The organism is Pseudomonas sp. A125, from assembly GCF_055409485.1.
The window spans coordinates 1-11,638 of sequence record NZ_JBUZVP010000058.1; the positions used below are offsets into that span (position 1 = coordinate 1).

The following is an 11,638-nucleotide window of genomic DNA, read 5'->3' on the forward strand; positions in this document are numbered from 1 at the left end:
CCTGTGTTCTCCTGCTCAAAAATTGAGCAGAAGCAGTTGAACACCTGGGTCAGTTTTCAGTCGGCAGAACAGCCTCTACTGGGTCAGTTTTCGGTCAGCGGCAACAATCAGGGGCGCGCATCACACATGCAGGCGGTGATAGGGCGTTTTACCGGCCATCAACCGACAGCATCACCATGCCCGAGCGCGGCCAGTTTCCCTCGGCCGACAACTACTACGCGACCGCACTGCATGAGCTGGGGCATTGGACTGGCCACCCTTCGCGGCTTGACCGTGACTTGTCCAACCCATTCGGGTCGGAGGGGTACGCCAAGGAAGAGTTGCGGGCAGAGATTTCCAGCATGATCCTGGGCAACGAGCTGGGTATTGGCCACGATCCTGGTCAGCACGTTGCGTATGTCGGGTCATGGATCAAGGTGCTGCAAGAAGATCCACTTGAGATCTTCCGGGCAGCCGCGGATGCCGAGAAAATCCAGGCTTTCGTCCTGGCGTTTGAACAGCAGCAAGTTCAAGACCACCAGGTGGACACCGCGCAGCTAGGCCAAGAGCAGGCCGAGGTATTGGCCCATATCCAGGAAGCCCACAAGAACGCCAATCCTGGATACAGCGCCCTGGAGTCGTGGCAGACCCTGGAGCGCACTGCCGAAGCTAACGGCCTCAAGGCAATGCTTCGCTGGTCGAATGCTGGCGAGTACGAGGCGGATAGGTGCGCATCTGGCCGCGTGGCAAGAGCAGTTCGACTCCTTGGCGGTGAGCGAGCAAGAGCAAGCCGCTGAGCGTGAGAAGCAACAACAACTGGATGACCAACTGGCTCAGCTAGCAGCTGAGTTACCCCAGCAGCAAACGGTTTTGCACGCAGCGACGACTCAGCTTAAACAAGCTGAGCTGGCGGCAAACACCGCGCGCGCGGAGTTGGATGGATTGTTTGGCGGCCATAATGACGCAGCCTTACGTGAGCAAACTCAGCAATTAACCGAGCGTGGGCGTCAGCTGGAGCGTTTGGCAATGCTGCTGACTCAGCGTCAGCAGTTTGTTGATCAGCAGGCTCAAGCGCAGGCGCAACTGATAGCTCAGCAAGCCGAGCAAGCGCAGTTAAATCAGCAGCGTGAGGCGCTGCGCAGTCAGTTTGTCGACCTTAAACAGCAGATCGCCGACAAACAAAAGCTGCTTGAGCAAGAGCAACGTATTCAACAGTTAGAACAATACCGCGCCGCCCTACAAGCCGATGAGGCCTGTCCGCTGTGTGGCTCGCATGAGCACCCGGCGATTGCCGAGTATCAAGCGCTTAACCCGTCGCAAACTGTGCAAGCCTTGCAGGCCAAACAGCTTGAGCAAGATGCGGTGCGGGCACAAGGCGAGACGCTGAACAAGCGCCTGGCTGTGGTGGAAACACAAATAGCCCAGGCTCAAGCGCAAGTTAGTGCTGCACGACAGGGGTTGGCTGAGGCGGATCAGCGCTGGCAGCAAGCCTGTGAATCGCTCGGGCAGGCAATTGCGGATGCCAGCGCATTGCAGGCCGCACAACACGACCACGAGCAGCACATGCAGCAGCAACAGTTGCGCATGAGCCAGCTCGACCAACTCAAGTTAGTCGCCCAGCAAGCCGCCGATGGGGTGATGACGGCTGAGCTTGAGCACAGTAAATGCAGCGCTCAATTGGATACGCTGACCAGTAAACAGAGCCATGTGCAACAGCGTCACCACGACAGTATTAGCCAACTGCAGTTGCTCACCAGCAAGCATGCCGAACGCTTGGAACGCCTCAGTAGCTGTTTGCAGGTGCTGGGTTTGAACATGCCTGTAGCGCCTGCCGATTGGCTGCGTGAACAACAGCAAGCATGGCAAGGCTGGCAGGCTGAACAGGCGTTAAGCCTGAGTTTGGCTACGCAGTTGCAAGCGCAAACGCATGCACTGCAACAGGCGCACGAGCACGCACAAACCTGGCAGCAGCACTGGCTTGAGCAAGCGCAAGAGCCGTTAGCGGAGTTGCCGGCGGTTGATAACCCGCATGAGCAATTACAAGCATTGCAGCGTAGTTGGCAGGCTTCGCAACAGCAGCGTGATCAGCTGTGGGGGCAACTGCAAACGGTGCAAGTGCGTATCGAGCACGAGCAGCGTGAGTTAGCCGCGCAAAATAACGACTGGCAGAACGCTTTGGCGGCTAGCCAGTTTGCCGATGAGGCGCAGTTTATGGCGGCGTTATTGGATGACGCTGAACGCGCGAGCTTGCGCGAGCTTCAGCAGCGCCTAAACAACGCAGCCACTGCCGCTCAGGCTTTGGCGCACGATTGCACGCAGCGCTTTGCTGAATTGCAGTCGGTTGAGCAGTCGAAAGTGCTGGTCGATCTGGATGATGAGGCGCTGGCGCAACAGCTTGTACAGTTGGCAACACAGTTGCGCAACCTGAGCCAGCGCCAAGGTGAGATTCGTGCACAACTGCAAGGTGATGATGCGCGGCGCCTGAGCCAACAAAGCCTGTTTGCGCAGATCCGTGCGCAACAATCCAATTACGATGCTTGGCAGCAACTCAACAGCCTGATCGGCTCGGCGGATGGCGCTAAATTTCGCAAGTTCGCCCAAGGATTAACACTCGATCACTTGGTCTACTTAGCTAATCAGCAGCTTGAACGCTTGCATGGACGCTATCAGTTGGCGCGCAAGTCTCTGGGTGAGCTGGAGCTTGAGGTGGTCGATACGTGGCAGGCGGATGTTGCGCGGGACACCAAAACCTTGTCTGGTGGTGAAAGCTTTTTAGTCAGCCTTGCGCTGGCGTTGGCTTTGTCGGATTTGGTCAGCCACAAAACCAGTATCGACTCGCTGTTCCTCGATGAAGGCTTCGGCACCCTCGACGCTGAAACACTTGAGGTGGCGCTGGATGCACTCGACAGCCTGAATGCCAGCGGCAAGATGATCGGCGTCATCAGTCATGTTGAAGCGCTCAAAGAGCGCATCCCGGTGCAGTTAAAAGTGCATAAGGCAATTGGCATGGGCTACAGCGGGCTGGATAAACGCTTCGCGGTATAGTCCTTTGCGAGGCACCTGTCTCGGCGAGTGAGATCGAGACAGATGCTTTGCAAGGATTACTGGAGGCATGCACTGGCTAGTTTGCCGTTAAGCGCTGAGTCTTCGGTACAGTTCTCGGCACATCAAGGGTTCGCCGCGATAAACATCACCACAACCTCTGCCAGCTTTTCGCCCTGATCCTCTTGCAGAAAGTGCCCGCCATTGACGATGGTGGTATGCGCTTGGCCGTGTGTGCCCGGTATCAGCTTTTGCAGCACCTTGTCGCCGCCTTTGGTGATCGGGTCTGAATCACTGAACGCGGTCAAAAAGGGTTTGTTCCACTTCATCAGTACTGCCCATGCTGCGCGGTTTTTATCGGCGGCAGGGTCGTTAGGCGTGGTGGGCACCAACAAGGGAAATTGCCGTGCACCTTCTTTGTAGCTTTCGTCAGGGAAGGGCGCGTCGTAGGCGTCTAGCACCGCTTGCGATAGCTCTGTGGTGGTGGCGCGGTTGATGATCGCTCCAGTGGGGAACTCTGGTACTTGTTGTGAGTATTGCTGCCAGCTTTTGAAGGCCTCCCCTGGGTTGTGATCACCGGTTGGGAGCATGGTGTTGGCGGCAACCACGCGAGCAAATAGGGCTGGGTTTTCTGCGACTAAACGCAAGCCAATCAAGCCGCCCCAGTCTTGGCAAACCAAGGTCACGTCACTCAGTTTTAGCTGGTCGAGCAGCGATTGCGCCCAGTCAACGTGGCGCTGATAGGTGTAGTCGGTACGTTTACTGGGTTTGTCTGAGCGACCAAAACCGATGAGGTCTGGGGCAATAACGCGATGGCCTGCAGCAACTAGTGTGGGGATCATTGTGCGGTACAAGTAGCTCCACGATGGCTCACCGTGCAGCAATAAAACCACTGCGCCAGCGGCTGGACCTTGATCCAAATAATGCATGCGTAACTCACCGCCTTCGCTGTCATCCACCATCAGGTAGTTGGGCTCGAATGCGTAGCCGGGAAGGTTTTCGAAGTGTCGATCTGGGGTGCGTAAAAAATCCATATTGTTCGCCTCGCTAAGTGTCGGTCAGCCATGGTGCGCACGCGCGCCGCCTGTGTACACGTGTTTTGACTCTGTGAATGCTGCGTTATTACGCTCAGTGAGTCTTTGGCGCGTGGGCGGCTCGCGCGTTATCGGGCTGGCAACGCGTGGCTAACTCTGGGGCTGGCTTAGCTCCAGCGTTCTTGGCGCCAGGCTTGTTGCTGTTCTGGGGTGAGGAATGTCCAAGCGACAAAACGGCTTTGTTTTTGCCCTTGAGCCATTTCAACGGTGCGTACTTCCAATGCGCCAGCTTTGTTCAGGGCACTGTAAACGCCGCCGAGGTTGCCGGCTTTGGAGATCAAACTACTGAACCAAAACACCTGTTGGGCGTGTTCAGCGCTTTCGCTGATTAAACGGCTAACAAACGCCGCCTCGCCGCCCTTGCACCAAAGCTCAGCAGCTTGGCCGCCGAAGTTGAGTACCGGCAATTTGCGTTTGGGGTCGAGCTTGCCAAGGTTACGCCATTTGCGGGTGCTGCCTTGCGTGGCTTCCTCAGCGGAGGCATGAAACGGCGGGTTGCACAGGGTGATATCAAAGCGATCTTCGGCGCGGATAACGCCCTGAAAAATATGCGTGCTGTCGTTTTGCTGGCGTAGCTCGATGGCTTCAACGAGCCCCGGATTGGCGTTGAGAATCGCACCGGCTGAGGCAATTGCGCTGCTGGCGATATCACTGCCAACGAAGTGCCAGTCGTATTCGCGATGGCCAATTAGCGGATAAATACAATTGGCGCCAACACCCACGTCTAGCGCATTCACCTGTGCGCCACGAGGAATAACCCCTGCGTTACTTTTCCCGAGCAAGTCGGCGATGTAGTGCAGGTAGTCTGCGCGGCCGGGGATCGGCGGGCATAGATAGTCGGCAGGAATGTCCCAGTGGGCAATGCCGTAGAACTGTTTGAGCAGGGCGCGGTTGAAGACTTTTAGGGGTCATGCCGAGATAAGGCAAAAATTAGGACATTCGTTCTCTAAATTATTGTATTTAAACGAATATTAGAATCCCTTCTCAGCAAAGACTGCTTCGCGCCCAATCGCTTCAGCCATCCATGGAGGAAGCTTGGATCTATGCGATTTCAAGACCTGCCAATCGCTATTCGACAGGCACGTGCGCAGCTTCGCGACTGCCTCTTGGGCGTGGGGTTTGCCCAACCAGGCAAGTGCACGTACAGCGTCGCCAGCAATGGTCGCTCCGAGGGCGACCTGCCACTGTGGCGCATGTTCGATTCTCACCTGAATTTTGCCTAATTGCAGGGTTCTCGGCCGTCCGCTGGTGATAAATACTTCCTTAATCGACACCTGCTGCGTCAGCCCTAGAAGGGGTCATGCCGAGATAAAGGGAAAATTCACTCACTTCCCTCCTATCCGCATGTTTTATAAAGACTTTTCAGGACGTAACTGAGTCTTGCCGAGATAAGGCAAAATTAGGACATTCGTTCTCTAAATTATTGTATTTAAACGAGCATCAGAAGCCCTGCTCAGCAAAGACTGCTTCGCGCCCAATCGCTTCAGCCATCCATTGAGGAAGGTTTGATCTATGCGATATCAAAATCTGCCAATCGTTACTCGACAGGCACGTGCGCAGCTTGGCGACTGCCTCTGGGGCGTGGGGTTTCCCCAGCCAGGCAAGCGCACGTACAGCGTCGCCAGCAATGGTTGTTCCGAGGGCGATTTGCCAATGCGGCGCATGCTCGATTCTCACCTGAGCCTTGCCTAGCTGCAGGGTTCTCGGCCGTCCGCCGGTAACAAATACCTCCCTAATCGACACCTGTTGCGTTAGCCCTAGAAGGTTCGCTGCGCGGGCACCGCTTAACGCGATTACCTGATGGCTTTTCGAAGCTATCGCACTGATAACCTTCTCCGTCGCCGGCGCGCGTTTGCCGAAGCGCCCGGTGACCGGCGCCACATAGAGGCCGCGTGAAATCCGCATTAACTCCCCGCCCTTGGCTAATCGAGAGAATGCTTGGTCCACCGAAGCACGGTCAGCCAAGTGAAGGAATTCGTTTGGTGCAAGGATGCCTCCTTCAGGAAGAAGCCTGCTGTGTTCGATGATTGCCGCGGAAAGGGATTTCATGGATGGCTGGTTTTTGAAATAGGGGTCGTCTCAGAAAACGGAAAATAAAGCACGCTAAGGCATAGCCGACCCTGCCAGGCTTGTTCCGCCCTGTAGCGACGCGATCAGCGGGCAGGAAACATTCCCCTTCCGCGCATGGCAGGCGCACACCAGTTCAGACAGCACGGTTTCCATGCGCGCCAGGTCGGCCATCTTTTCGCGCACGTCCTGAAGCTTGTGCTCGGCCAGGCTGCTGGCTTCCTCGCAGTGGGTGCCATCATCGAGCCGCAACAGCTCGGCGATTTCATCCAGGCTGAAGCCCAGCCGCTGGGCCGATTTCACGAATCGCACCCGCGTCACATCCGCCGCGCCATAGCGGCGAATGCTGCCGTAAGGCTTGTCCGGTTCCGGCAGCAGGCCCTTGCGCTGATAGAACCGGATCGTCTCCACGTTGACCCCGGCCGCCTTGGCAAAAGCGCCAATGGTCAGGCTCTCCAAATTGTTTTCCATATCACTTGACTCCGTACATGAGTACGGAAGTAAGGTTACGCTATCCAATTCAAATTCGAAAGGACAAGCGCATGTCTGAACCACAAAACGGGCGCGGCGCGCTCTTCGCTGGCGGACTGGCCGCCATCCTCGCCTCGACCTGCTGCCTCGGGCCGCTGGTCTTGGTCGCCTTGGGATTCAGCGGGGCATGGATCGGCAACCTGACCGTGCTGGAGCCCTATCGCCCGATTTTCATCGGCGCAGCGTTGGTAGCCTTGTTCTTCGCCTGGCGGCGCATCTACCGCCCTGCGCAAGCCTGTAGACCGGGTGAGGTCTGCGCGATTCCCCAAGTGCGAGCGACTTACAAGCTCATTTTCTGGGTCGTGGCCGTGCTGGTTCTGGTCGCGCTCGGATTTCCCTATGTCATGCCATTTTTCTACTGATCGGAGTTCACCATGAAGAAACTGTTTGCCTCCCTCGCCCTCGCCGCCGTTGTTGCCCCCGTGTGGGCCGCTACCCAGACCGTCACACTGTCCGTACCGGGCATGACCTGCTCTGCCTGTCCGATTACCGTCAAGAAGGCGATTTCCAAGGTCGAAGGCGTCAGCAAAGTTGACGTGACCTTCGAGACACGCGAAGCGGTGGTCACCTTCGATGATGCCAAGACCAGCGTGCAGAAGCTGACCAAGGCAACCAGAGACGCGGGCTATCCCTCCAGCGTCAAGCAGTGAGCCACTGAACCAGAGCCTAGGGCGATCATGGGGATGATCACACGCATTGCCGACAAGGCTGGCGCGCTCGGCAGCGTTGTTTCAGCGATGGGCTGCGCCGCCTGCTTCCCGGCCCTCGCCAGCTTGGGCGCGGCCATCGGGCTGAGCTTTCTACAGGAATACGAAGGGTTGTTTATCTCCACGCTGTTACCGCTGTTCGCCGTCGTGGCTTTGCTGGCGAATGCACTGGGCTGGCTGAGTCATCGGCAATGGCACCGCAGCCTGCTCGGCATGATCGGGCCAGCCATCGTGTTCGCCGGAACCGTCTGGCTGCTTGGCAACTGGTGGACAGCACGCCTCGTATACACCGGCCTAGCCCTGATGATCGGCGTGTCGATCTGGGACTTGGTTTCGCCGGTAAATCGCCGCTGCGGCCCGGATGGCTGCGAACTCCCCGCGAAACACGACTGACTGCGTGAGCCAGCGGCCAACACAGAAAAGGAACGATGAATGACCACCCTCAAAATCACCGGCATGACCTGTGACTCGTGTGCGACGCACGTCAAGGAAGCCCTGGAGAAAGTTCCCGGCGTGCAGTCGGCGGATGTCTCCTATACGAAGGGCAGCGCCAAACTCGCCGTCGAGGCCGGCATATCGCCGGACGCGTTGACTGCCGCCGTGGCCGGACTCGGTTATCGGGCCACGCTCGCCGACGCGCCCGTGCCTCCGGTGGGCGGTGGCTTGCTCGGAAAGATGCGCGAATGGCTAGGTAGCGGCGACAAGGCTGGTGGTGACGGTGGCGGATTGCATATTGCCGTTATCGGCAGCGGTGGCGCGGCGATGGCGGCGGCGCTGAAAGCCGTCGAGCAAGGCGCGCACGTCACCTTGATCGAGCGCGGCACCATCGGCGGCACCTGCGTCAATGTCGGCTGCGTGCCGTCCAAGATCATGATCCGCGCCGCGCACATCGCCCACTTGCGCCGAGAAAGCCCGTTCGATGGCGGCATGCCGCCCACACCGCCGACGATCTTGCGCGAGCGGTTGCTGGCCCAGCAGCAGGCGCGCGTCGACGAACTGCGCCACGCCAAATACGAAGGCATCCTGGATGACAATCCCGCCATCTCCGTGCTGCACGGCGAAGCCCGTTTCAAGGACGCGCACAGCCTGACCGTGCAACTCAACGGTGGTGGCGAACGTGTGCTGGCGTTCGACCGTTGCCTGATTGCCACCGGCGCGAGTCCGGCCGTGCCGCCGATTCCCGGCCTGAAGGACACGCCGTACTGGACTTCCACCGAAGCACTGGTCAGCGACACCATTCCTGAGCGGCTGGCCGTGATTGGTTCGTCGGTGGTAGCGCTGGAACTGGCGCAGGCGTTCGCCCGACTGGGCAGCAAAGTAACGATTCTTGCACGCAGCACCCTGTTCTTCCGCGAAGACCCGGCCATCGGTGAGGCAATCACGGCGGCGTTCCGCGCCGAAGGGATCGAGGTGCTGGAGCACACCCAGGCCAGCCAGGTCGCGCACGAGGGCGGCGAATTCGTGCTCACCACGGCGCACGGCGAGCTGCGCGCCGACAAACTGCTGGTCGCCACCGGTCGCTCGCCCAACACGCGCAGCCTGGCGCTGGACGCGGCAGGTGTCGCGCTCAACCTGCAAGGCGCTATCGTCATCGACGTCGGCATGCGGACCAGCACGCCGGACATCTACGCGGCCGGCGACTGCACCGACCAGCCTCAGTTCGTCTATGTGGCGGCAGCGGCCGGCACCCGTGCGGCGATCAACATGACGGGCGGTGACGCGGCGCTTAACCTTGCCGCCATGCCTGCCGTGGTGTTCACCGATCCGCAAGTCGCCACCGTGGGCTACAGCGAGGCAGAGGCCCAGCACGACGGGATCGAGACCGACAGTCGCACCTTGACCTTGGACAACGTGCCGCGTGCGCTCGCCAACTTCGACACACGCGGCTTCATCAAGCTGGTCATCGAGGAAGGTAGTGGACGGCTCATCGGCGTACAGGCGGTCGCGCCGGAAGCCGGCGAACTGATCCAGACGGCGGTACTCGCCATCCGTAACCGGATGACCGTGCAGGAACTGGCCGACCAGTTGTTCCCCTATCTGACGATGGTCGAGGGACTGAAGCTCGCGGCGCAGACCTTTAACAAGGATGTGAAGCAGCTTTCCTGCTGCGCCGGGTGAGAAAAAGGAGGTGTTCGATGAACGCCTACACGGTGTCCCGGCTGGCCCTTAATGCCGGGGTGAGCGTGCACATCGTGCGCGACTACCTGCTGCGCGGACTGCTGCGGCCGGTGGCGTGCACCCCTGGCGGCTACGGCCTGTTCGACGATGCGGCCTTGCAACGGCTGTGCTTCGTGCGGGCTGCTTTCGAAGCGGGTATCGGTCTCGACGCGCTGGCGCGGCTGTGCCGGGCGTTGGATACCGCGGACGGCGACGAAGCGGCCGCGCAGCTTGCCGTGCTGCGCCAGTTCGTCGAACGTCGGCGCGAAGCATTGGCCGATCTGGAGGTGCAGTTGGCCACCATGCCGACCGAGCTGGTACAGCATGCGGAGAGTCTGCCATGAACAGCCCCGAGCGCTTGCCGACCGAGACACACAAGCCGTTCACCGGCTACCTGTGGGGCGCGTTGGCCGTGCTCACCTGTCCCTGCCATTTGCCGATTCTCGCTGTGGTGCTCGCGGGGACGACGGCCGGCGCGTTCATCGGGGAGCATTGGGGTATTGCAGCCATCACGCTGACCGGCTTGTTTGTCCTGTCCGTGACGCGGCTGTTGCGGGTCTTCAAGGAAAGATCGTGAGCACATCACTGCCCGCCAGATGGACGGCGACCGAATTGGCGCAGGCGGTTGTGCGCGGGCAGTTTGAGCTGCACTACCAGCCGATTGTCGATTTGCGCAGTGACCAGATTGTCGGTGCGGAAGCCCTGTTGCGCTGGCGTCATCCGCAGCTCGGACTTTTGCCGCCGGGCCAGTTCCTGCCCGTGGTCGAATCGTCCGGCTTGATGCCTGAAATCGGCGCTTGGGTGCTGGGCACCGCCTGCCGCCAGATGCGCGAATGGCGGATGCTGGCATGGCAACCGTTCCGGCTCGCCGTCAATGTTTCGGCGAGCCAGGTAGGACCGGATTTCGACGGGTGGGTAAAGGGCGTGCTGGCTGACGCCGAGTTGCCTGCCGAGTATCTGGAAATTGAGCTGACCGAATCGGTCGCGTTCGGCAATCCGGCGATCTTCCCAGCCCTGGAAGCCTTGCGACAGATCGGTGTGCGCTTCGCTGCCGATGACTTCGGGACGGGGTATTCCTGTCTGCAACACCTGAAGTGCTGCCCGATTACTAAGCTCAAGATCGACCAGTCCTTCGTCGCCGGACTCGCCGACGACCACCGCGACCGGACCATCGTGCACACCGTGATTCAGCTTGCGCACGGGCTGGGAATGGACGTGGTGGCCGAGGGCGTGGAAACGCCGACCAGTCTCGCGCTGTTGCGGCAAGCGGAGTGCGATACGGGGCAAGGCTTCCTGTTCGCCAAGCCAGTGCCGGCGGCGGCATTCGCCGCCTTTGTCAGTCAATGGAGGGGTGCCACCATGAATGCAAATGATCCGACTGCCACCAGTTGCTGCGTGTGCTGCAAGGAAATCCCGCTCGACGCCGCCTTCACACCGGAAGGTGCGGAGTACGTCGAGCGCTTCTGCGGGCTGGAGTGTTATCAACGCTTCCAGGCGCGGGCAAGCAACGCGACCGAAACGAGCGCCGAACTGAACGCTTGCGGTTCGCCGCCGTCAGATTGAGGCATGCCCTAACTGGGCGTCAGGCCGGAACCTTGGGCAGTGTCAGAATAGGGCCGATTCCAGCATTTTCTGACGACTCGCCTGCAACCTCTAGGGCCTCAACCTGACAGGCCGCACGCTTAGCGTACGATTTTGTCCGTTTTCTCTATCGTCCCCTCCATGCCCGACGGACGGTCGCCGGCCCGCCCTGGTCGAAGGCCGCCCCACTCGGCCCGGCGAGGCCCGGCCAAGGTTGGACAGTTGCAGCGGCCAAAATCGCCCCCTGCGGCCTCCTGGGCGCGTTTCTGGTGCCAAGGTAGGCTTGCCCCCTGACTGACAGCTTCCGCGTTGTGTGGGCGATTCTGGAGGCTCTGACGCTGCTCCGGTTGCAGCGCTCCCGCCCCCTCTTTGGCGTTCAACCTGTCGTTTTCAGAAGACGGCTGCACTGAACGTCAGAAGCCGACTGCACTATAGCAGCGGAGGGGTTGGATCCATCAGGCAACGACGGGCTGCTGCCGG

The 11,638-nt window shown here is 59.6% G+C and carries 12 protein-coding genes and 2 pseudogenes; 9 read left to right on the forward strand and 5 right to left on the reverse strand.

The genetic code is table 11. The features are described from left to right. Positions 1-119 precede the first annotated feature (119 nt). Positions 120-776 (forward strand): zincin-like metallopeptidase domain-containing protein, encoded by a 657-nt coding sequence (locus ACZRN6_RS35860; RefSeq protein ID WP_463918298.1) that lies wholly within the window; start codon positions 120-122, stop codon positions 774-776. A gap of 1,366 nt (positions 777-2,142) precedes the next feature. Next, positions 2,143-3,024 (forward strand): annotated as a pseudogene (locus ACZRN6_RS35865) (SbcC/MukB-like Walker B domain-containing protein); the annotation flags it as partial. A gap of 122 nt (positions 3,025-3,146) precedes the next feature. Here ACZRN6_RS35865 and ACZRN6_RS35870 read toward each other — a convergent pair. From ACZRN6_RS35870 to merR, 5 genes and pseudogenes are all read right to left on the reverse strand, one after another. Continuing rightward, complete coding sequence (locus ACZRN6_RS35870; RefSeq protein WP_045735840.1) at positions 3,147-4,055, reverse strand: haloalkane dehalogenase; 909 nt, start codon at positions 4,053-4,055, stop codon at positions 3,147-3,149. A gap of 167 nt (positions 4,056-4,222) precedes the next feature. Further along, positions 4,223-5,020 (reverse strand): annotated as a pseudogene (gene rlmF, locus ACZRN6_RS35875) (23S rRNA (adenine(1618)-N(6))-methyltransferase RlmF); the annotation flags it as partial. A 66-nt stretch (positions 5,021-5,086) separates the two neighbouring features. Next, positions 5,087-5,401 carry a hypothetical protein gene (locus ACZRN6_RS35880; RefSeq protein WP_224490795.1) on the reverse strand — a complete coding sequence of 105 codons (315 nt, stop codon included), beginning with the start codon at positions 5,399-5,401 and terminating at the stop codon, positions 5,087-5,089. A 154-nt stretch (positions 5,402-5,555) separates the two neighbouring features. Next, positions 5,556-6,164, reverse strand: coding sequence for a DUF6088 family protein (locus ACZRN6_RS35885; protein WP_045735839.1), 609 nt, complete (start codon positions 6,162-6,164; stop codon positions 5,556-5,558). A 54-nt stretch (positions 6,165-6,218) separates the two neighbouring features. Then, positions 6,219-6,653, reverse strand: coding sequence for an Hg(II)-responsive transcriptional regulator (gene merR / locus ACZRN6_RS35890; RefSeq protein WP_024552202.1), 435 nt, complete (start codon positions 6,651-6,653; stop codon positions 6,219-6,221). Between the two features lie 71 nt (positions 6,654-6,724). Here merR and merT point away from each other — a divergent pair, with 71 nt between their 5' ends. From merT to ACZRN6_RS35925, 7 genes are read left to right on the forward strand one after another with little or no spacing between them, the layout of a single operon-like run. Next, entirely contained in the window at positions 6,725-7,075 is a 351-nt protein-coding gene (gene merT, locus ACZRN6_RS35895) for a mercuric ion transporter MerT (RefSeq protein ID WP_024552203.1), read from the forward strand. 12 nt (positions 7,076-7,087) lie between these two features. Beyond that, positions 7,088-7,363 (forward strand): mercury resistance system periplasmic binding protein MerP, encoded by a 276-nt coding sequence (merP, locus tag ACZRN6_RS35900; RefSeq protein WP_045735837.1) that lies wholly within the window; start codon positions 7,088-7,090, stop codon positions 7,361-7,363. 27 nt (positions 7,364-7,390) lie between these two features. After that, positions 7,391-7,813: an organomercurial transporter MerC gene (gene merC, locus ACZRN6_RS35905; protein WP_024552205.1), complete on the forward strand. Its 423-nt coding sequence runs from the start codon at positions 7,391-7,393 to the stop codon at positions 7,811-7,813. A gap of 39 nt (positions 7,814-7,852) precedes the next feature. Next, a complete protein-coding gene (gene merA / locus ACZRN6_RS35910) occupies positions 7,853-9,538 on the forward strand; it encodes a mercury(II) reductase (protein ID WP_024552206.1) in 1,686 nt (561 codons plus the stop codon). Positions 9,539-9,555: 17 nt separating this feature from the next. Beyond that, entirely contained in the window at positions 9,556-9,921 is a 366-nt protein-coding gene (merD, locus tag ACZRN6_RS35915; protein ID WP_021138753.1) for a mercury resistance co-regulator MerD, read from the forward strand. Then, a complete protein-coding gene (merE, locus tag ACZRN6_RS35920; protein ID WP_021138754.1) occupies positions 9,918-10,154 on the forward strand; it encodes a broad-spectrum mercury transporter MerE in 237 nt (78 codons plus the stop codon). The genes merD and merE overlap by 4 nt, the downstream gene beginning before the upstream one ends. Further along, complete coding sequence (locus tag ACZRN6_RS35925; protein WP_024552207.1) at positions 10,151-11,140, forward strand: DUF3330 domain-containing protein; 990 nt, start codon at positions 10,151-10,153, stop codon at positions 11,138-11,140. Before merE ends, ACZRN6_RS35925 begins: the two co-directional genes overlap by 4 nt. Positions 11,141-11,638 lie beyond the last annotated feature (498 nt).

Coding starts and splice junctions, on each gene's coding strand:
- merR (WP_024552202.1), bottom strand. CDS start 6,653: ATGGAAAACAATTTGGAGAGCCTGACCATTGGCGCTTTTGCCAAGGCG.
- merT (WP_024552203.1), top strand. CDS start 6,725: ATGTCTGAACCACAAAACGGGCGCGGCGCGCTCTTCGCTGGCGGACTG.
- ACZRN6_RS35885 (WP_045735839.1), bottom strand. CDS start 6,164: ATGAAATCCCTTTCCGCGGCAATCATCGAACACAGCAGGCTTCTTCCT.
- ACZRN6_RS35870 (WP_045735840.1), bottom strand. CDS start 4,055: ATGGATTTTTTACGCACCCCAGATCGACACTTCGAAAACCTTCCCGGC.
- merP (WP_045735837.1), top strand. CDS start 7,088: ATGAAGAAACTGTTTGCCTCCCTCGCCCTCGCCGCCGTTGTTGCCCCC.
- merD (WP_021138753.1), top strand. CDS start 9,556: ATGAACGCCTACACGGTGTCCCGGCTGGCCCTTAATGCCGGGGTGAGC.
- merE (WP_021138754.1), top strand. CDS start 9,918: ATGAACAGCCCCGAGCGCTTGCCGACCGAGACACACAAGCCGTTCACC.
- merA (WP_024552206.1), top strand. CDS start 7,853: ATGACCACCCTCAAAATCACCGGCATGACCTGTGACTCGTGTGCGACG.
- merC (WP_024552205.1), top strand. CDS start 7,391: ATGGGGATGATCACACGCATTGCCGACAAGGCTGGCGCGCTCGGCAGC.